19 protein-coding genes are annotated in these 20,390 nt (G+C 66.3%); 9 read left to right on the top strand and 10 right to left on the bottom strand.

Translation table 11 applies throughout. The features are described 5' to 3' along the window. Positions 1-14: 14 nt before the first annotated feature. From HGR_RS05295 to HGR_RS05270, 6 genes are all read right to left on the bottom strand, one after another. Positions 15-740 (bottom strand): DUF6134 family protein, encoded by a 726-nt coding sequence (locus HGR_RS05295; protein ID WP_006297092.1) that lies wholly within the window; start codon positions 738-740, stop codon positions 15-17. Continuing rightward, a complete protein-coding gene (locus HGR_RS05290; RefSeq protein ID WP_006297091.1) occupies positions 737-1,525 on the bottom strand; it encodes a DUF1295 domain-containing protein in 789 nt (262 codons plus the stop codon). Before HGR_RS05290 ends, HGR_RS05295 begins: the two co-directional genes overlap by 4 nt. After that, positions 1,518-2,066: a DUF2878 domain-containing protein gene (locus tag HGR_RS05285; RefSeq protein ID WP_006297090.1), complete on the bottom strand. Its 549-nt coding sequence runs from the start codon at positions 2,064-2,066 to the stop codon at positions 1,518-1,520. The genes HGR_RS05290 and HGR_RS05285 overlap by 8 nt, the downstream gene beginning before the upstream one ends. A gap of 100 nt (positions 2,067-2,166) precedes the next feature. Then, positions 2,167-3,246: an SAM-dependent methyltransferase gene (locus HGR_RS05280; RefSeq protein WP_006297089.1), complete on the bottom strand. Its 1,080-nt coding sequence runs from the start codon at positions 3,244-3,246 to the stop codon at positions 2,167-2,169. A 4-nt stretch (positions 3,247-3,250) separates the two neighbouring features. Beyond that, positions 3,251-4,177, bottom strand: coding sequence for a MerR family transcriptional regulator (locus tag HGR_RS05275; protein ID WP_006297088.1), 927 nt, complete (start codon positions 4,175-4,177; stop codon positions 3,251-3,253). 246 nt (positions 4,178-4,423) lie between these two features. Beyond that, entirely contained in the window at positions 4,424-4,912 is a 489-nt protein-coding gene (locus HGR_RS05270) for an RNA-binding S4 domain-containing protein (RefSeq protein WP_006297087.1), read from the bottom strand. Between the two features lie 210 nt (positions 4,913-5,122). Between HGR_RS05270 and HGR_RS05265 the strand changes: the two genes are divergently transcribed. The 8 genes from HGR_RS05265 (at position 5,123) to HGR_RS05230 (ending at position 12,534) form a co-directional block, all read left to right on the top strand. Then, positions 5,123-6,316, top strand: coding sequence for a substrate-binding domain-containing protein (locus HGR_RS05265; protein ID WP_006297086.1), 1,194 nt, complete (start codon positions 5,123-5,125; stop codon positions 6,314-6,316). 56 nt (positions 6,317-6,372) lie between these two features. Further along, a complete protein-coding gene (locus HGR_RS05260; protein ID WP_006297085.1) occupies positions 6,373-7,131 on the top strand; it encodes an ABC transporter ATP-binding protein in 759 nt (252 codons plus the stop codon). A 1-nt stretch (position 7,132) separates the two neighbouring features. Then, entirely contained in the window at positions 7,133-7,918 is a 786-nt protein-coding gene (locus HGR_RS05255; RefSeq protein WP_006297084.1) for an ABC transporter ATP-binding protein, read from the top strand. Between the two features lie 121 nt (positions 7,919-8,039). Beyond that, on the top strand, positions 8,040-9,026 hold the full coding sequence (locus HGR_RS05250) for a branched-chain amino acid ABC transporter permease (protein WP_006297083.1): 987 nt from the start codon (positions 8,040-8,042) through the stop codon (positions 9,024-9,026). Between the two features lie 148 nt (positions 9,027-9,174). Further along, a complete protein-coding gene (locus HGR_RS05245; protein ID WP_006297082.1) occupies positions 9,175-10,272 on the top strand; it encodes a branched-chain amino acid ABC transporter permease in 1,098 nt (365 codons plus the stop codon). Then, positions 10,269-11,135, top strand: coding sequence for an alpha/beta fold hydrolase (locus tag HGR_RS05240; RefSeq protein ID WP_006297081.1), 867 nt, complete (start codon positions 10,269-10,271; stop codon positions 11,133-11,135). The genes HGR_RS05245 and HGR_RS05240 overlap by 4 nt, the downstream gene beginning before the upstream one ends. 114 nt (positions 11,136-11,249) lie before the next feature. Next, on the top strand, positions 11,250-11,924 hold the full coding sequence (locus tag HGR_RS05235) for a glutathione S-transferase family protein (protein ID WP_006297080.1): 675 nt from the start codon (positions 11,250-11,252) through the stop codon (positions 11,922-11,924). A 49-nt stretch (positions 11,925-11,973) separates the two neighbouring features. Then, a complete protein-coding gene (locus HGR_RS05230) occupies positions 11,974-12,534 on the top strand; it encodes a cysteine hydrolase family protein (RefSeq protein ID WP_006297079.1) in 561 nt (186 codons plus the stop codon). 46 nt (positions 12,535-12,580) lie between these two features. Here the strand turns inward: HGR_RS05230 and hemH are convergent, their stop codons facing one another. From hemH to hpnD, 4 genes are all read right to left on the bottom strand, one after another. Continuing rightward, a complete protein-coding gene (gene hemH, locus HGR_RS05225) occupies positions 12,581-13,612 on the bottom strand; it encodes a ferrochelatase (RefSeq protein WP_006297078.1) in 1,032 nt (343 codons plus the stop codon). Positions 13,613-13,621: 9 nt separating this feature from the next. Beyond that, positions 13,622-16,138 (bottom strand): penicillin acylase family protein, encoded by a 2,517-nt coding sequence (locus tag HGR_RS05220; RefSeq protein ID WP_006297077.1) that lies wholly within the window; start codon positions 16,136-16,138, stop codon positions 13,622-13,624. Positions 16,139-16,216: 78 nt separating this feature from the next. After that, the gene (hpnE, locus tag HGR_RS05215; RefSeq protein WP_039852495.1) at positions 16,217-17,536 is read right to left on the bottom strand and encodes a hydroxysqualene dehydroxylase HpnE; all 1,320 of its coding nucleotides are present in this window, start codon (positions 17,534-17,536) and stop codon (positions 16,217-16,219) included. Positions 17,537-17,594: 58 nt separating this feature from the next. Next, positions 17,595-18,488 carry a presqualene diphosphate synthase HpnD gene (hpnD, locus tag HGR_RS05210; RefSeq protein WP_006297075.1) on the bottom strand — a complete coding sequence of 298 codons (894 nt, stop codon included), beginning with the start codon at positions 18,486-18,488 and terminating at the stop codon, positions 17,595-17,597. A 226-nt stretch (positions 18,489-18,714) separates the two neighbouring features. Here hpnD and HGR_RS05205 point away from each other — a divergent pair, with 226 nt between their 5' ends. Continuing rightward, positions 18,715-20,355 carry a methyl-accepting chemotaxis protein gene (locus HGR_RS05205; protein ID WP_006297074.1) on the top strand — a complete coding sequence of 547 codons (1,641 nt, stop codon included), beginning with the start codon at positions 18,715-18,717 and terminating at the stop codon, positions 20,353-20,355. Positions 20,356-20,390: the final 35 nt, after the last annotated feature.

The raw sequence follows: 20,390 nt of genomic DNA, 5'->3' as shown, positions 1-20,390 counted from the left end.
GAGATCGGGTTGCGTCAGAGGCGCTGGTAGCGCAAGGTGCGGCCGCCGGTCACGCGGGACTCCAGCTGAACCCAGTCGTCGGCGTCGGTGTACCAAAGGTCGATGTCCAGCTTCTCGCCGCGCAGGGCGTAACGGCGGGTGCGGGTGGGCGTGCCACGCACGTTCAACGTTTCCTCGCCCCGGGGTTCGATCCGCACCTCTTGCCACAAACCACTCTGACTGTTGAGCAGGCGGCTCTGTTTCAGCATGCGCGGATTCCAGTAGGCGAAGCTCATCACGCAGTCCGCCACTTGCTCGCGCCCCTTGGGGCCGTCCACGGAAAAGCCGCCCGCGCGGCGTTCCCCCTGAACGGAGAGGATGTCACCATCATCGTCGGTGCGGGCTTCGATGCGGGCCAGGCAATCACCCTGCCAGACTTCACGCGCTTGGTGGGCGTAGCGGTAGGCCTCCACGAAGAGAACGCGGACCGTGAACTTCGCATCGCTGCGGACTTCGCGCTCGCCACGCCGGGCATCCTCGGTGACGCGAAAACTGTGGCTGCCGACCTCGTCGCCGTCCAGCAGCACGCGGAATTGCCAGACACGCTCGTTGGACCAGGCCGGGGTCGAGCCCAATCCAAGCACGAGCGCGAGCCCGCCCAGCAGAGGCAACCAAGCCGCGCTAAGGCCGGACTGGAGTCTCCTGGCCAGCACTCGCACGGTGCGAGGCTCGGGCGCGTGCGCGGGCGAACCCAGGGTCATGCGCGCTCCTTGGGAAACCAAGGCACAAAGGCGTTGGTGCGGCGGATGTAGTCGGCATAGGCCGGCCGGCGTTGCGCGATGTCTTGTTCCAGCAGGGCCACGCCCGAGACCTTGAGCAGCAGCACGGTCATGAGCAGGGGGCCAAACACGCTCCACCAGCCGCCAGCAGCGACGGCGATCAAGAAGAAGCCCCACCACAGCAGCGCCTCGCCGAAGTAATTGGGGTGGCGGGTGTAGCGCCACAAACCGGTGTCGAGCACACGGCCACGCTCGGCGGGGTTGCTCTTGAAGCGCGCGAGCTGCGCGTCGCCCACGGTTTCAAAGAACATGCCGATCAACCAAGCGGCGGCGCCCAGGGCGTCCAGCCAACCCAGGGGCTCGGTGCTGCCGAGCGCCGCGAACAGGGGGGCGGCGATGATCCAGGCCAGCACGACTTGCAAGCCGAAGACCAGGTAGAGGCTCTTGACCGAGAATCCCGGCTCATTGCGCGCCCGGATCACTTGGTAACGATGGTCCTCCGGCTGTCCCCAGTTGCGCCAGGTCAGGTAGACCGACAGACGCAGGGCCCAGATCAGCACGAGGCCCAGCAGCAGCAGGGCGCGCGGGCCGGGGCTGGCCATGCCCGTCTGCGCGATCACATGGACCCAAGCGCCCAGCAGGAAGAACAGGGGCCACAGGCTGTCGACGATGCTGACGTCGCGCTTGGCGAGGCTGAGCAGCCAGCCGGCGAAGCCCAACAGGCTCATCGCAAGCAAGGCCCAGAGGGCGGCATTCCAGTCAAACATGAGAAGGCTCCAAGGGTTTTGCGGTCATCGCGCGAAAGCCGTCGAAACGGCGCGCGATCACACACAGCAGGGGGGTGATGAGCGCCCAGCCGAGTGCCAGCAGCGGCAGGGCGAGGTTGGTGTCGGGCAGGGACAAGGCGCCGAGCTTGGCGCCCGCCAGGTACGCCAAAGGCCCACCCACGGCGCCCAGGATGGCGGCGCCCAGCAGGTGTTCCTTGAGCCAGGCCAGGCTGACGTTGAGCGTCATGCCGAACAGCACCCACAGCGCGACCATCCAGTACGCCGCGGTGCCGTCGATCAGCACGCCGTTGGTGAAGCGCACCAGGCCGGTGGCGGCCAGCGCGGTGTCCCAGAGCGCGCCGACCAGGCCCGCGATCAGGGCCAGGCGCAGTTCCGCGCGCAGGTCTTCGGCCTGGCGCAGATGCCAGGCCAGGGCCAGCAGCACGAAGACCACGCCGGCCCAGGGCCAGCCTCGGGCGGCGCCCAGCACGCAGACCAGCCAGCCGGTCTGATAGATCAGAAAGTTGATGAGTTTGCGCACAAAGGTCTCGGGGTCGGGGTCAGGGAAAGGATGTCGGCCCGGTGAAGGCGGTCATCCGGCAGGAGGACGGTCGATCGCTCTCTTTTGGGACGTCACCGTCTCAGTCGGCGGGACGTTCGAACAGGTAGTGGCTGACCCACCATTGCTGACCCTGTTCATAGCCAAAGAGTTCCGCGCAAGCCATGAAGAAGATGCGCCAGCGTTGGAACCAGAGCGCCGCCTGGTCCGGGCCATAGGTGGCGGCCAGCACCGGCATGACCTCGGCGCGCCGCTCGTCGATGTTGCGCAGCCAGGCGTTGGCGGTTTTCTCGTAATGGGTGCCGTCCCAGCGCCAGCGCTGCACCAGCCGCAGCTTGCGCTGGAAGTGCAGGGCCATGTCATCGCTGGGCATCATGCCGCCGGTGAAGAAGAACTGGCTCATCCAATCGCTCTCGTCGCGCACTTCGAAGGCGTAGGGCACGGACCGGTGCACGAAGACGTGCATGAAGAAGCGGCCCCCGGGCAGCAGCCAGCCGTGCACGCGGCGGAAGATTTCGTCCCAGTTGCGCATGTGCTCCAGCATCTCCACCGAGACCACGCGGTCGTAGTGCTCCGGGGCCTCGAAGCGGTTCATGTCGCAGGTGATCACGTTCACGTTGCCGAGATTGCGACGTTTCGCCTCGGCCATGATGTGCTCGCGCTGCGAGTTTGAGTTGGACACTGCGGTGATGCGCGCCTGCGGGTAGTGCTCGGCCATCCACAAGGTCAGCGAACCCCAGCCGCAGCCGAGTTCGAGGATACGTTGCCCGTCCGCCAGGCCAGCGTGCTCGCAGGTCGCGGCCAGGCCGCGAGCTTCGGCCTCGTCCAGGGTCTGCACGCCCTCGGGCCACCAGGCCGAGCTGTACTTGCGGTGCTTGCCCAGGGCGTGGCGGAAGAATTCGGCCGGCACCTCGTAGTGCTGGGCATTCGCGGCCTCGGGCACCAGGGCCACGGGCAGGTGGGGCAGGGCGGAGATGAAGCGGGTGGCCCGCTCGGCGCTGGCCTCGGCGTCATCGGCGTCGATCTCTTGCAGGCGTTCGCGCGTCAGGCGTCGGATGCCGTGGCGGATCAGCGCATCGGGCAGGTAGCCCTGTTCGGCCCAGCGCAGCGCGAGGGACACGGGCGCCTTCGAAGGCGGTGCATTCTGGGTCAGGGCGGTCATGGATTTACTCCGTAGGGTTGAGGGTGAGGTGCAGCAGTTGCAGTCCACGGGCGATGTCCGTGCCCAGGGGAACGGCGCCTGCGGCGCGCACTTCATCTTGCTGGTGCACCGAGGTCGGACCGCCCACGAATACGGGGATGGCAGCGTCGCGCACGAGCGCTGGCAGGGCTTCGGCGTGCAGCGCGCGCGGGGCTTCGATCGAACCGGACAGCACGATGCCCGCGGCCTGCGTGCGTTCGGCGGCGTGGGGCAGTTGGTCCAGTGGCATGTTGGCACCGAGCAGCACCATGCGGTAGCCCTGTTCGTGCGCGGCCAGCGCGAACAACAGCAAGCCGATTTCGTGTTGCTCGCCCGGCAGGCAGGCCGCAATCAGCTTGGGGCCTAGCACCGCGCGGCTGCGATGGTGCAGGCGCGCACCGAGCTTGATGCGCATGTACATGCCGAAGAAATGCTCTTCCGCGATGCCGCCGGGCTGGTTGTTGTCCCAGCGTTGGCCCAGCTCCACCAGCAGCGGCAGCAACAGGCGCGCCGTGACCTCCTCGATCGCATGCACCGCCAGCAGTTCGTTGTAGAGCGTTTCCAGCCGGGCTTCGTCGAAGCGCGAAATCGCATCCACCATCTGGGCCCGAGCCCGGACCCAAGGGCCTTCGTCGGTGGCGGCCAGTGAGGAAGATCGCGCTTGAGCGGCCAGAGCCTCGCTCACATGGCTGATCGTGACGCCCGAGTCCACCAGGGCGAGGATGCGATGCACCGTGTCGATGTCGGAACGCGTGTAGACCCGATGACCGGTGGCCGTGCGCGTGGGGCGGATCAGTCCGTGGCGTCGCTCCCAGGCGCGCAGGGTGATCGGATTCACACCGGTCAGCGTGGACACGGTGCGGATCGGAAAAAACTCCTGGGCGTTGGGGTCCTGCGACGGATCGGTGGACATCGGTTCTTGTACAAAAGTTGTACAGACTTTATCCGAACACCGAATCCGCAGGGCGATATGCGGATATTTTGATCAAAAAGTTATACAAAAATGTTACAAATATGGGCGTATATCCAGTATTTGCGTGGCCCAGGTGGAGCCCCCTGCATTGAGCTTGCACAGCCCTAGGTCGGTGGGGCAGGGGCTCCGACACCCGGCAGCTTTCTGCTTCGGTCGTCGCGGCCGCTCGCTGGACCGGTAACCGATTCAGTCGAGTGAAGCACTCCAGCGCTCGCCCCAGCCGCTCGACGCCGACTGCGGGCTGCCGCGTTCGCGGTCGAGCTGGCGTCGGTCCCGTTTGGTGGGGCGGCCCTGGGTCAGCGACAGCGCGGGCTCGGCCGCCAAGCGCTGTTGTTCGGCAGCGGCCGCGCGCAGGGCGATGGACTCGGGGGTTTCGTCGTAGAGCAAGGCGGCCACCGGGGCCGGGCCGCGCTGGGCGCTCAAGGCCAGCACGCGCACCGTGCGTCCGATCGCACCCTGGCGCAGTTCCACCGTGTCGCCGGGTTTGAGATCGCGCGCGGGCTTGGCGACCTGGCCGTTCACGCGCGCACGGCCTTTGCTGATTTCTTCGGCGGCCAGCGCCCGGGTCTTGTAGAAGCGTGCGGCCCACAGCCATTTGTCCAGTCGCATCGTGTCCAGGCCCGCGCGTTCGGACGTTGTGGGATCGGGGTGATGCGAGGCGCGATGGGAGGTCATGCGGGGGCGTGTCGTTGCTGCGCGCGATTCTAGGCCGACCCCGCGCATGCGATTACGTACAACTACGCAGGGCTGGAAAACCCTCTGGGGCGCCGGGTTGAAGCTCCACACAATGCGGCGGCGCAAGAGGCTGGGCCTTGACCTGCGAGCCATGCCAAGGGTCGTGCCCGTAGTTCAACCCACGCACAACAAGCACGAGAGGAGACAACCATGCAACGACGCACGTTCACGGTCGCAGCGGCCCTGTTGGCGACCCTGTTGGCCGCATCGGTCCAGGCGCAGACCGGCGAAATCCGCATCGCCCAGATCCACAGCAAGACCGGTCCGCTCGAGGCTTACGCCAAGCAGAGCAACGTGGGCCTGGTGATGGGCCTGTCCTACGCCACTGGCGGCACCATGGTGGTCGCGGGCAAGAAGTTGGTCGTGATCGAGAAGGACGACCAGGGCAAGCCCGACGTGGGCAAGAGCCTGCTGGCCGCGGCCTACGCCGACGACAAGGTGGACATCGCCATCGGCCCGACCGCCTCGCCCGTGGCGCTGGCCATGCTGCCCGTGGCCGAGGAGTACCAAAAGATCCTGTTGGTGGAGCCCGCCGTGGCCGACTCCATCACCGGCGACAAGTGGAACCGCTACATCTTCCGCACGGGCCGCAGCAGCAGCCAGGACGCCGCCGCCAACGCCATCGCGCTGGACGCGCCGGGCAACGTGATCGCCACCCTGGCCAACGACAACGCCTTTGGCCGCGACGGCGTGAAGGCCAGCAAGGACTTCATCAAGAAGGCCAAGGTCGTGCACGAGGAGTACCTGCCCGTGGGCACGACGGACTTCACGGCGGGCCTGCTGCGCATCGTGGACAAGCTCAAGAGCGAGAAGGGCCGCAAGTTCATCTCCGTCATCTGGTCGGGCTCGCCCACGCCTTTCCCCAAGATCGCGGAGATGGACCTGAAGAACCGCTACGGCATCGAACTGGCCACGGGCGGGAACATCCTGCCTGCCATGGTGGCCTACAAGCAGTTCCCCGGCATGGAAGGCGCGCTGTACTACTACTTCGGCATTCCGAAGAACCCGATCAATGACCACATGGTCAAGGAGCACCAGAAGCAGTTCAACGCGCCGCCGGACTTTTTCACCGCGGGTGGTTTCTCGGCGGCCATGGCCATCGTCACGGCGCTCAAGAAGACCAACGGCGATGCGAATGCCGAGAAGCTGATCGCCGCCATGGAGGGCATGAGCTTCGACACGCCCAAGGGCAAGATGACCTTCCGCAAGGAAGACCACCAGGCCCTCCAAAGCATGTACCACTTCCGCATCAAGGCCGACCAGGCCTACGCCTGGGGCGTGCCCGAGCTGGTGCGCGAGATCAAGGCGGAAGACATCGATCTGCCGATCCGCAACAAGCGCTGATCGTTCGATCTGACGAACACGCGCCCGGCGCTCGCCGGGCGCTTCTTTTGCGATCCATGCTGCAAACAGAAAACCTCACCGTGCGTTTTGGTGGCCATGTCGCGGTCAACGCCGTGTCCTGCGCCTTCGCGCCCGGCACGCTGACCGCCATCGTCGGTCCCAACGGGGCGGGCAAGACCACGTACTTCAATCTGATCTCGGGCCAGATCCCAGCCAGCGCGGGGCGTGTGCTGCTCAACGGACAGGACCTCACACCGCTGTCCGCCCCGCTGCGCACGCGCGCGGGCCTGGGCCGCGCTTTTCAGTTGACCAACCTGTTTCCCAAGCTCAGCGTGCTGGAGAACGTGCGGCTGGCCGTGCAGGCCAAGGCAGGAGCGGGGCTGGACTTCTGGCGTATCTGGAGCGACCGGCGGGATTTGCTGGAAAAAGCGGAGCAGGTGCTGGAGGCCGTGGCCCTGACCGCCCAGCGCGACGCAGATGCCGCCAGCCTGCCACACGGTGACCAGCGCAAGTTGGAAGTGGCCTTGCTGATGGCGCTGGAGCCCAGCGTCTTCATGTTCGACGAACCCACGGCGGGCATGAGCGTGGACGAGGCGCCGGTGATCCTGAACCTGATTCGCAAGCTCAAGCGCGACAAGAGCAAGACCATCCTGCTCGTTGAGCACAAGATGGATGTGGTGCGGGAGCTGGCCGACCGCATCATCGTGCTGCACAACGGCGAGCTGGTGGCCGATGGGCTGCCCGCGGAGGTGATCGCCTCGCCCGTCGTGCAGCAAGCCTATCTGGGCGTGAGCCCCAAGGAAGAGGCTGTTTGAAATGTCCGAACCCCTGTTGAAGCTAGAGGGTGTCCACACGCACATTGGCGCGTACCACATCCTGCACGGCGTGGATCTTGTCGTGCCGGCGAACCAACTCACCATGCTGCTGGGCCGCAACGGCGCGGGCAAGACGACCACGCTGCGCACCATCATGGGCCTGTGGCGCGCCAGCGCGGGGCGCATCACGCTGGCGGTGAATCAAGACAAAACGAAGCGCGTCAACACGAAGCGCGTGTTGGACATCACGCAGTTTCAGACCCCCGAGATCGCGCGAGGTGACGGCGGCGGCGTGGCCTACGTGCCTGAAAACATGGGCATCTTTTCCGACCTCAGCGTCAAGGAGAACCTGCTCCTGGCCGCGCGCGGCGCACGCACGGTGGACGACATGGACACGGCGCGGCTGGAATGGATCTTCGGCTTCTTTCCCGCGCTGAAGAAGTTCTGGCTGCATCCTGCCGGCAAGCTCAGTGGCGGGCAAAAGCAGATGCTGGCCGTGGCGCGCGCCATCGTCGAGCCACGCCAATTGCTGCTGATCGACGAACCCAGCAAGGGACTGGCGCCGGCCATCGTGCAGAACATGATCACGGCCTTCAAGGAACTCAAGGCCGCGCGGACCACCATCCTGCTCGTGGAGCAGAACTTCAACTTCGCCAAGCAGCTGGGCGACAGCGTGGCCGTGATGGACGAAGGGCGTGTGGTGCACAGCGGCAGCATGCAGGCCTTGGCGGAGGACGAAGCCTTGCAGGCTCGGCTGTTGGGTCTTTCCTTGGGGGCGCACGGATGAAGTACCTCCACGCTCAACGCTTCGTGTGTTTGCGGCCCTCAGGTGCAGGCGGGTCCCGCACTTTGCTTAGATTTGGATCTAGGGCCTTCGCCTCCCTTGGGGTGGCTCGGCGGGAGGTTCAATGACCACGCTGAAAGACTTCGACTGGAAGCCGCTGGCCCTGGTGCCGGTGCTGGCGCTTTTCGCGCTGCCGGCCATCGGCAGTCCCTCAACGTGGCTCACGCTGACGGTGGCGGGCCTGGCCATGGGCCTGATCATCTTCATCATCGCCTCGGGCCTGACCCTGGTCTTCGGTCTGATGGACGTGCTCAATTTCGGCCATGGCGTCTTCATCGCACTGGGCGCATTCGTCGCCGTGTCGGTGCTGGGTGGCATGGGGAGTTATGTGCAGGCCGGCAGTCTGTGGCTCAATCTGCTGGCCCTGCTGCCCGCGATGTTGGTGGCCATGGCCGTGGCGGGCGCGCTGGGCTGGGCCTTCGAGCGGCTCATCGTGCGGCCGGTCTATGGCCAACACCTGAAGCAGATCCTCATCACCATGGGCGGCATGATCATCGGCGAGGAACTCATCAAGGTCATCTGGGGCCCGCAGCAGATCGCGCTGCCGCTGCCGCCGGCCTTGAGCGGCGTGCTCTACCTGGGCGACGCGGCGGTGGAGAAGTTCCGCTTGCTTTGCGTGCTCGTGGGCCTGGCCGTGTTCACGGCGCTGGCCTGGACGCTGAACCGCACCAAGATCGGCTTGCTGATCCGTGCTGGCGTGCAGGACCGCGAAATGGTCGAAAGCCTGGGCTACCGCATCCAGCGCCTTTTCATCGGCGTCTTTGTCGCGGGCAGCGCGCTGGCGGGCCTGGGCGGTGTGATGTGGGGCCTGTACCAGCAGAGCGTGACGCCGCAGATGGGCGCCCAGGTCAATGTGCTGATCTTCATCGTCATCATCATCGGCGGTCTCGGCTCCACGCTCGGGGCCTTGATCGGCGCGCTGCTGGTGGGCCTGATGGCGAACTACACCGGCTTTCTGGTGCCGAAGGTGGCGCTGTTTTCCAACATCGCGCTGATGGTGGCCATCCTGCTCTGGCGGCCGCAAGGCGTGTACCCGGTCACCGACAGATGAAGCATCCCCAGGCTACGCGTCTCGTTGGACGCTTCACCACCCCCTCAAGAGGGCGCTCTCAGCGGCCTGGCAAAGCCAGCTCCGCGGGAGCCCTGGTGTTGAGAATGCTCGGTATGGATGGGATGTCCACTGAGAGAAATGGTTTGAGATGCTGACACGTATTCTGTCCAAGGACCTGCCGCGCAGCCGCGTGCTCGCGTTGCTGCTCATCGTGCTCGTGCTGGGTCTGGCCTTGGCGCCTTTCCTGGTGCCGGGCGTCAAGGCACTCAACGTCGCGGCCAAGGTGCTGATCTTCATTGCTCTGGTGGCGAGCTTCGACCTGCTGCTGGGCTACACCGGCATCGTCAGCTTCGCGCACACCATGTTCTTCGGCATCGGCGCCTATGGCGTGGCGATCGCCTTCACGCGCTTGGGGGCGAACTGGACGGCCTTGGCCACCGGGGTGGCCAGCGCCTTGGCCGTCTCGCTGCTGCTGTCCCTGCTGATCGGCCTGTTCTCCTTGCGGGTCAAGGCGATCTTCTACGCCATGATCACGCTGGCCGTGGCCTCGGCCTTTCTCACGCTGGCGTCTCAGCTCTCGGACTTGACCGGCGGCGAGGATGGCCTGACCTTCCGCGTGCCGCAGCTGCTGATGCCGGGCTTCCGCCTGTTCGAGCAGGACGTCTTGGGCGTGGCCGTCAATGGCCGCATCGTCACCTACTACCTGATCTTCCTGACGGTGGTGCTGATGTTCCTGGCCCTGCTGCGCATCGTCAACTCGCCCTTTGGCCGGGTGCTGCAGGCCATCCGCGAGAACGACTTCCGCGCCGAGGCGCTGGGTTACCGCACCGTGGTGTACCGCACCTTGTCCAACGTGATCTCGGCGGGTTTCGCCACCTTGGCGGGTTGCCTGCTCGCGCTCTGGCTGCGCTACAACGGGCCGGACACCTCGCTGTCTTTCGAGATCATGCTGGACATCCTGCTCATCGTCGTCATCGGCGGCATGGGCACGCTCTATGGCGCCATCCTCGGCAGCACGCTCTTCCTGCTCGCGCAGAGTTATTTGCAGGACGTGTTGAAGCTGCTCGGTGCGGCGATGGAAGGCTGGCCCTTGCTGCCCGCCATCTTCACGCCCGACCGCTGGCTGCTTTGGCTGGGCCTGCTCTTCGTGCTCTCGGTCTACCACTTTCCAACCGGCATCGTCGGCCGCCTGCGGGAGCGCGCGGCCCGGCCCGCCGCGCGCAAGACTTTGAAGGAACCCGCATGACGCAAGCCACCTCCCACTACCTGCGCTGCGAGGGGCGTGAAATCCATTACATGGACTGGAATGCCTCGAGCGCCCGGGTAGGCGGCCGTACCGTCATCGCTTGGCATGGCCTGGCGCGCACGGGGCGCGACATGGACGAACTCGCCGCGCACCTGTGTGCCAACGGTTACCGCGTGATCTGCCCCGACACGGTAGGCCGTGGCCTGAGCCAGTGGAGCCCCGACCCCGTCCAGGAATACTGCCTGGACTTCTATGCCAGGCTGGCCCTGTCCCTGGCCGACCAGCTCGGTCTGTGCCAGTTCGATTGGGTGGGCACCTCCATGGGCGGTGCCATCGGCATGGTCTGCGCTGCTGGCCCCTTGCGAGGACGCATCACCCGCCTGGTGCTCAACGACATCGGCACCGAGCTGGCGGCGGCTGCGGAGCAGCGCATCCGCTCCTATGCGGGCAACCCCCCGGCCTTCGACACCGTGAGCGAGCTGGAGGCCTACTTCCGCACCATCTACAAGCCCTACGGCTGGATCAGCGACGCGCAATGGCGCCGCATGACGGAGACCTCGGTCCGTCGCCTGCCCGACGGCCGCGTGACGCCGCATTACGACCCGGCCATGGCCGGGCAGTTCATCCACCATCCAGACGACTACAAGCTGCATGACACGTACGCCCGCATCGAGGTGCCCGTACTGCTGTTGCGTGGCGAGTCCTCCGACCTGCTTTTGCCGGAGACCGTGGCGGCCATGCGCGAGACCGGCCCTGGCCGGGCCGGGCGCTTGCAGGTCATCGAGGTGCCTGGCTGCGGCCATGCCCCCGCGCTCAACGTGCCTGACCAGTTGGGTGCCGTGCTCAAGTTCCTGCGCACCTGAGACGCTGAACTGACCGTCGCGCTGTGTGGACAATACGCGCCAAGCCCGTCCCCATCCTTTTTTTGATGCCGCTTGTCGCCGGCCGTTGGGGCGGCAGTATCTGAGAGGAACTTCATGCCCTTGACCATCTACGGCATCCTGGCGTCCCGCGCGCTGCGGCCACTGTGGGCCGCGACCGAGCTGGGCCTGCCCTTCGAGCATGTGCAGACCGATTACCGCCAGGGCTACACGCGCACGCCGGAATTCCTGGCGCTCAACCCCAACGGGCGCGTGCCCGTGGTGGTGGACCATCGGCCCGACAGCGAAGGCGGTGACGTCGTGATCTGGGAAAGCATGGCTTGCGCGCTCTACATCGCGCGTTATCACGGCACGGTGGCCGGCAAGGCCGATGGCACCACGATTACCCCTGCCACGCCGCGTGAGGACGCCGAGGCGCTGCGCTGGTCCTTCTGGACCATGACGGAAGTGGAGAAGGACGCGCTCACCGTGCTCATGCACCGCTTCAGCATGCCCGAGCCCCAGCGCAAGCCCGAGCTGGCCGACCAGGCCGAGCGCCGCCTGCACGTCCCGCTGCGCGTGCTCGAAGCGCACCTGGCGCAACAGCAAGCCCGAGGCGAAGCGCACATCGCCGCCGACCGTTTCACCGTGGCCGACCTCTGCGTCGCCAGCGTGCTTTTGTGGGTGCGGGCGACGCGCACGCTGATGGACCAATTTCCGCTGACGAGTGCGTGGCTCAAGGGGTGCTTGGCGCGGGACGCTTACCAGGCTTTGAAGAAGAAGTCGGCCTAGAAGACAGCGTCGCGCGCACCACCTTGGACATCAGATCGAGGTCATTCCCGTGAAACGTCAGACGGCTCTCATCATCATTGACATGCAGCGCGGTATGCAGAGCCCATTGGCAGGTTCGCGCAACAACCCCCAAGCCGAACTCGCCATCGCGATGACGCTGGAGGCTTGGCGCACGGCCCAAGCTCCGGTTGTTCATGTGCGGCATATTTCCAGGACGCCTGGCTCACCCTTTTGGCCAGGTCAAGCAGGCGTTGAGTTCCAGCAGGATTTGCGGCCTTTGGATGTGGAGCATGTCGTCGAGAAGAATGTGCCCGATGCGTTCATCCACACTGGGCTCGAACGTTGGCTTCGTGTCAGAGGTATCGAGTCCGTTGCCATCGTGGGCGTGAGCACCAACAACTCGGTTGAAGCGACTGCGCGAACCGCGGGGAATCTGGGGTTCACCACCTATGTGGCCTCCGATGCAACGTTCGCATTCGCGAAATCCGACTACAACGGTGTCCCGCGCAGCGCGGAAGAGGTCCATGCCATGGCCTTGGCCAATTTGCAGGGAGAGTATGCGCAGGTTCTCACCAGCGCCGAGCTGCGACAACAACTTCAGTGGTTGTGAGTGCCGCCCTCGCATTGAGATTTGGCGTTCGACGGCCGCATGGGAATCACAGCCAACCGCTCAAATGCTTTTGCGCGATCCGTTCCAGGGCACTGATCCACGCCAACTCGTCATTCAGACAAGGGATGTAGCGGAACTCTTGTCCCCCTGAGGTCAAAAAGGCCTCGCGCACCTCCTGGTCGATTTCTTCCAGGGTCTCGATGCAGTCGCTGGTGAAGCCGGGGCAGGCGACATCCACGCGCTGCACGCCCGAGCGGGCCAGGGCCATGACCGTGGGTTCGGTGTAGGGTTGCAGCCACTTCGCCGCGCCGAAGCGCGACTGGAAGGTGACGAGGTATTGATCGGGGGTGAGCCGCAGTGCTTCGGCCAGCAGCCGTGCCGTGGTCTGGCATTCGTCGTAGTACGGGTCACCCAAGGTGCGGTTGCGCTCGGGCAGGCCGTGGAAACTGAGCACGAGCTTGCTGATTTTTCCGTCTGGGCGGCCGTGCTGTGCCCAATGCGTGTTGATGCGCGCGGCCAGCGCGTTGATGTAGCCCGTGTCGTCGTGGTAGCGGTTGACGAAGCGCAGTTCGGGCAGGGAGCGGATCTTGCTGGTCCAGTGCGCCACCGCGTCGACCACGCTGGCCGTGGTGGTGGCGGAGTACTGCGGGTAGGCCGGCAGGATGAGGATGCGTTGCACGCCCTCGGCCTGCAGGGCGTCGAGTTGTTGGGCGATGGAAGGTGAGCCGTAGCGCATGGCGTAGCGCACGGTGACGTGCTGGCCCGACGCCTTCAGTTGCGCATCCAGGGCGTTGGCCTGTCGTTCGGTCCACACCCGCAGGGGCGAACCCGAGGTGTCGCCGTCCCGCATCCAGATGCTGGCGTACTTCTTTGCCGACTTGGCCGGGCGCACGCGCAGGATGATGCCGTGCAGGATAGGCCACCAGACGAAGCGGGGGAGTTCGACCACGCGCTGGTCACTCAGGAACTCGCCCAGATAACGACGCAGGGCCGCTGGCGTGGGCGCGTCGGGCGTGCCGAGGTTGCAGAGCAGGACGGCGGTCTTGGGGGTGGACATGGAAGAGGGCAGCGGGGTCATGGGTCGGGTTCAATCGTCGGGTTGCAGCAGCAGGATGCTGCGCGTGGACTTGCGCACGTCGTCGGCATTCAGGTGCATGGTGTAGTAGCGGCCGAGCACGTAGTCCACGGCTTGGTCCTTGTAATGCGGGTCGAACAGCACGCCGCTTTGGCCCACGGGGTTGATGCCCTGGGCTTGGCCGGGCGCGGCGAAATCGATCACGCGGCGCGTCGAGGGGCCGTGGTGCACGCTCCAAGGGGCGGGCCCTATGGGGAAATTGAGGTTGTTCGGCAGTTCACGCCCGCCCGACACGGGGTAAGGCCCCACGTTGAACAGCAGGTTCAGCGGCTTGACCTGGCCCAGCGGGTGGTTGTGGGTGAGCTGGTGGTTGGCGCTCCAGGCCCAGTGGTTGATGGCCGATTTGCCGTGCAGTTTCACCAAATGGGCCAGGGTGGCTTCCCAGGCTTGCGCCACGATGTCGGCGCGGGTTTCCTGGTCGGCCAGCGTGCCGCGGTCATCCCACCAGGGGGAGTTCTCGTCGGTGACCAAGCGGGTCATCGCCGCGTCGATCACGCGGGTGCGCAGCAAGTTGTTGAACAGGGCGGGCCCCAGCTCATCGGCCAGCGCCGCGCGCGCCAGTTCGTAGACGAATTGGTTGAACACCGTGGCCGCGATGCTGCCCGCCTCGTGCCGGCCGTCCCACTCGCTGAGCTGGTTCAACAGGACGGTTTGCTCGACGGTGTTTTCTTGCGAGTGCTCGGCCGCCGCGCGCAGCAAGGGCAGCAAAGGGCGCAGGATACGCACCGCATAGCCGCTTTGCTCATCCAATTGCAGGGCCTGGCTGTCGGCCACAGTCCAGCCGCCGCGCTTGCTGCTGAGCACGAAGTCCAGGCGGCGCGCGCGCTCCGGGTTGTTGTAGTAGCCGTACACCGGCACGCCGCTGCGCGGCAGGGGTTGCTGGTTGCCCGACACGATGTAGCCGCGCGCGGGGTTTTCCTCCTGCGGGTTGTCGGCGAAGCGGTAGTAACCGGGCTTATCGGCCTGGCCTTGCGTGCTGTCGAGGATGAAGTTGGGATTCACGCCAGCGGGTCGCTGCACCAGCTTGGCGGCTGCCCACCAGCCGATGTCTCCCGCCGCGTTGGCCCACACGATGTTCAAGCCCGGCACGTGCAGCTTGCTGGCGGCCTGGCGGGCCTTGGCCAGGGTGTCGGCGCGGTTGAGCTCGTAGAAGGCTTCGAGGATGGGATTCTCGGCATCGTAGAAGGCCCACCACAGCGCGATGGGCGTGGCCGATGAACTGGTGCCCAGCGTGTCCGCGAAAACCGCGTTGATGATGGGACCGTAGGGAGACTGCGGTACTTGCAGAGACTCAGGCTCGGCGCCCTTGACCTCGATGACTTCCTGCCGGCTGCCCAGGTCCACCCATTGCCCTCGGTACCAAATTTGGCGGGAGTTGGCGGGGTTGGAGCGCAAGGCCACCAGGTCCATGTCGTCGTTCTGGAACATGGTCAGGCTCCAGCCAAAGGCACTGTTGTGGCCCAGCAAGGCGTAGGGGCTCAGCGCCTGGAAGTGGCCGTAGAGTTCGAAGCCGGGGGCGCTGAGGTGAGCTTCCCACCACACCGCCGGCAAGCTGAAGGCGATGTGCGGGTCCCCCGCCAGCATGGGCTTGCCGCTGGCCGTGCGCTGGCCGCCGATGGCCCAGGCGTTGCTGCCTTCCATCATCGGCACACCGGCCAGCTCCAGGGCCTGCTGGCTGACCTCGCCCACGCGGGCCAGGGTCTGCCAGTCTGCGTCGCTCAAAGACGCCAGGCGGGGCGCCTGCCCCTGCGTGCCCGCAGTGCCTGGGCGCGCGGGACTTGCCTGCCCCAGCAACTGGGCCTGCGGGCTGAGCACGCCCAGCGGGTTCCAGTCCACGTCGAAGATGCGCAGGTAGTCGGGGCCGAGCCGGTCGCGCACATAGGTCAACACGGGTTCGGTGCGCAGGGCGGCGGCGAAGCTGTAGGCCAGGTAGCCGGTGACGGCCAGGGTGTCTTCGGGGGAATAGGGCAGCGGGTTGCGGATGCCCAGGATTTCGAACTCCAGCGGCAGCGGCCGGGTCTCTTGGAACTCGTTGATGCCATCCAGGTAGGCCTGCAATGCCGGCCAGGACGGATGGCGCGGGTTGATGGACTGCACCCGCGCCTCGGCCTGGGCGCGCAGGCCCAGGGTGCGGAAGAGCTTGTCGGTCTCCAGCAGCTTGGGGCCGAGGATCTCCGACAGCTCGCCCTTGGCCAAGCGGCGCATCAGTTCCATCTGGAACAGACGGTCCTGGGCATGCAGAAAACCCAGGGCGCGGTAGAGGTCGGTCTCGTTCTTGGCCTGGATGTGCGGCACGCCGCGCTCGTCCCAGCGCACCTGCACGGGGGCCGCCAGGCCGCGCAGGTAGAGTTCGCCATCGCGCTGCGGCAGCTTGCCGCGTGCGTACCCATAGCCCAGCGCGGTCGCCAGCAGCAGGGCGATGAGCAGGGTGAGCAGGGAAACGGCGAGGAGCTTGAGCAGGGTTTTCATGCGGAGCGTCGGGAGGAGACCGTTGGCCACTCGGTGGGCCCGATGACGTGCGGACTGCGCGTTTGTATCACTCCGCAGCTACCCTGACAGCCCATGCGGTGACACGCGGTCTGCGGCGCAGGCCTCGGCGGCCGCAATGCCGCTGCGCACGGCACCTTCCAGCGTGGCGGGGTAAGGCCCCGCCACGTAGTCACCGCAGGCGTGCAGCCGGGGGCCGATCCGCGCGGACGGTCGCGCCAGGCCGGGGGTGCAGGCGAAGGTCGCGCGTTTTTCGACGATGGTTCGCACGGCTTGCAGTTCAAGGCCCAGCTGCGTCCGCGCCTGCCGCAGCACGCTGGCTTCGATCTCCTCGCGTTCGCCCGTGCTGGCGCTGACCACGAAGGCCAGCAGCCCCTGGCTCTTGCCCGAGGGGTCCAGCCGCCCGCGGTCAAAGACGAACTGGGCCGGGCATGGTGCCGAGCTGGGCAGGGCCAGCATGGGCGCGTGCAGCCGGGCATGGGCGCTCCAGGCGTAGACCGTGGCGATGGTGGTGTGCCCCAGCGCCTGGGCCTGCGCGGCCCAGCGCGGGTTGATGGCGTGTGACAGCCGCGCCGCCTCCGGGGCGGGACAGGCCAGGACGATGCTGTCCTGGCCCTGCAAGGCCGCCAGATCGTGCACGCGCTCGCCGAGACGGACCGTGACGCCATGTGCCTGGAGCCAGCGCAGGGCCGGCTCGGGCAGCAGCGAGCCCAAGTCCACGCGGGGCAGCAGCAGGTCAGCGCCCTGGGGTTGTGCAAACAGGGCGTCGCGCAGCACGCGCAGGAAGACTTGGGCGCTGGCTTCGGGGGCCGGGGTGTTGAGCGCGGACACGCACAGCGGTTCGATCAACTCGGTCAGCACACGCGGGCCGATGGCGCCACGCGCCTGGGCGCAGAGGTCGGCCACGCTCAAGCGGTCGTCACATTGGAAGCCCTGGGCTTGCCAGCGCAGAGCGGCCCGCAGCAGGCCCAGGCGTTCACGCCAAGGCCAGTCCGGATGCCGCAGCACGCCCGCCAGCACCGCCCAGGACGCGGGCAGAAATCCCGGCAGGCGAGGCAGGCGCAGGCCTTGGCCGTCCGGGCCGATCAGCGCCAGGGGCAGGCGCAGCAAGGGGCTCTCGGCGCCAGCCTGGGGACCGGATGCCACGTTCACGCCCACGGTGCGCAATAGCCGCAAGGTCTCGGTGTAGGCACCGATCAGGATGTGCTGGCCGTTGTCCAGCGTGAGCGTCTGGCCGTTGGGCAGCGCCATGTCCACGCCGCGAGCCCGTCCGCCCGCCACGCGCGCGGCCTCATGCAAGGTGACGTGGTGGCCGGCTTGTGTGGCCGCGACGGCGGCCGCCAGGCCGGCCCAGCCCGCCCCGACGATGGTGATCTTCACGGCCGCCGCAATCTCGGGGGGCAAGCGCGTGGCAGCGCACGGCGCATGCGGGGCAGATTCACAGCCGGCCCAGGGCCTGGACTTTCCAGGCCAGCCACAGCTTGCGCAAGGGCGTCAGGCCGATGCGCTGATGCAGTACCTGGAAGTCGTCGCGCTCGATCTCGCGCAGCAGGGTGCGGTAGATGCTGGCCATCATCAGGCCCGGCTTCTGAGCGCGCCGTTCCTCGGAGGGCATCTGGGCGTGCAGGCTCAGTGCTTCGTCGTACAAGGACTGGGCGCGTTCCGTCTGGAAACGCATCAGCGCCGTGAAGCGCTCCGAGTACTGGCGGTTCAGGATTTCGTGGGCCTTGACCTCGAAACGCTGCAGTTCGTTGATGGGCAGGTAGATGCGCCCGCGCAGGGCGTCCTCGCCGACGTCGCGGATGATGTTGGTGAGCTGGAAGGCCAGTCCCAGGGTGTGTGCGTAGCGTGTGCGGAGCTCATCCAGGGTCGGGTCTGTCCCCGAATGGCCGCCAAAGATGCGCGCGGCCACTTCGCCCACCACGCCCGCGACCAGATGACAGTAGCGCTGCAGACCCGGATAGTCCAGGTAGCGGCTCTGCTGCAAGTCCATCTCGCAGCCCTCGATGACGGCCAGCAAATGCCGCGCCTCGATGCCGTAGGTGGTGACGTGGGGCATCAGCGCCTGCAGCACGGGGTGACTGGGCTGACCCTGCCAGGCGCGCGCCACTTCGGCCCGCCACCAGCCTAGCTTGGCGGCGGCCACCCCCGCGTCGTTCACCTCGTCCACCACGTCGTCCACTTCACGGCAGAAAGCGTAGAACGCGGTGATGGCCGCCCGCCGGGGCGCTGGCAGGAACAGAAAGGCGTAGTAGAAGCTGCTGCCCGAGGCGGCGGCCTTGTCCTGGACGTACTGCGCGGGAGAGGAAGACGAGGGAACGTGAACCGGCATGGCTGGGCATTCTCCCATGCCGAGCTTCATGGTTCGCGACGGGCCCGGTTTTGCGTGCAGTCCTGTCGAGGGTTTACCCTGATGTCATCGCAGACGCAACGCGTTGTTAACAAGTGCCGGCCAATGCCGACAATCTATGTACTATCCATGTGCGCCTGAAGCGTTGGCAGGCCCGGGCCGCAACCGGCCCCTTTTCCCTTGTTTGATCAGAAGAAAGACGATCCAGATGAGTCACCGGCTGTTCGCGCTGATGCGCCAATTCACCATTCGTTTCCGCATGTACGCCGCCATTGGCGTCGTGCTGGTGCTGTTGCTGCTGGTGGGGGGCGCGGGCATTTTCGGCATGTTCCGCATCCATCAGATCAGTGGCAAGGTGATCAACGAGTCCCTGGAGGCGGTGGATCGGGTGTCCAAGCTCCGCCTTGAAATGGCGCTGGCGCGCCAGCATGAGAAGGACATGATCATCCAGTACGAGCAGCCCGAGCGCGTGGCCGAGACCCGCACGCGTTGGGACGCCTCGGCGACCCGCATCGAGCAGGCCCTGAATGAGCTGTCCCAAACCCTGCAAGGTGAGCAAAAAGATCAGATCACCAAGGCGATGGAACATTTCAAGCAGTACCACAACCTGTTTGCCCATCTCTCCCGGCAGATCGAGAGCAGCGTCTATGACACCGCCACGGCCGCCAACCGCATGAGCATGCGCGCCGTGGGCGAGCTGACCGCCACCGACAAGGCCTTGACGCAGTTGGACGAAGCCTTGCGCGTGGAGGCCAAGGACGCCAACACCAACCGCAATGACCTGCTCGACAACATGCTGTTCATCTTCGCGGGGCTGGTGGTCGTGAGTTTGCTGATCGTCGTGCCGCTGACGCTGTTGAACATGCGGGCCATCTGCCAGCCGGTCGAGCTGGCGCGGCAGCTGTCGCAGTCCATCGCCAGTGGCGATCTGACACAGAGCCAGCAGGCCGAGGGACGCGATGAGGTGGCGGATCTCTTGCGCGCCTTGGAACAGATGCGCTCCGAACTGGCGGGCATGGTGGGCCAGTTGCGCGATGCCGGCGAAAGCATCGCGACGGCCAGCCGCGAGATCGCCACGGGCAACCACGACCTGTCCACCCGCACCGAGCAGACCGCGAGCAATGTGCAGCAGACCGTCAGCTCCATCAGCGGCTTGACGGGCCACGTCCAGCACACGGCCAGCGCCGCTCAGAATGCCAACCAGCTGGTCGCCAGCGCCACCCAGTCGGCCCAGCGCGGCGGCAAGGAGATGGAAGAGGCCGTGCAAAGCATGTACAGCATCAGCACCAGCGGCAAGAAAATCGCGGACATCGTCGCCGTGATCGATGGCATCGCTTTCCAGACCAACATCCTGGCGTTGAACGCGGCGGTCGAAGCCGCGCGCGCGGGCGAGCAGGGCCGCGGCTTCGCGGTGGTGGCGGGCGAAGTGCGCAGTCTCGCCGGCCGTAGCGCCGAGGCGGCCAAGGAAATCAAGCGTTTGATCGACGCCAGCGTGTCCGCCATCGACGGTGGCGCGCGCCAGGTGGAGGCCGCGGGCGCGGCCATGCAGGAGATCGTCTCGGGCGTGCAGCGCGTGCGCGACATCATGGGCGAGATCACCACGGCGGCCGACAGCCAGTCACATGGCATTGGCCAGGTGGATCAGGCGGTCCAGGAAATCGACCGCATGACCCAGCAGAACGCTGCGCTGGTGGAGGAGTCCACGGCGGCGGCCGAATCCATGCGTGAGCAAGCGGATCGTCTGGCCGACATCGTGCGCCAGTTCCGCCTCGCGTCGTCGGGGATGGGCCGTTCCGCCCCGGGCGGCGCGGTGGGCGCTTCCGCGCGGCCCTTGTTGCTCACGTCCTGAGTGTCCGAGCGCGCGGCGCGCTCAAGTGTTCAGTC

The organism is Hylemonella gracilis ATCC 19624, from assembly GCF_000211835.1.
GTDB lineage: Bacteria > Pseudomonadota > Gammaproteobacteria > Burkholderiales > Burkholderiaceae_C > Hylemonella > Hylemonella gracilis.
This window is presented reverse-complemented; position numbering and strand designations above follow the sequence as displayed.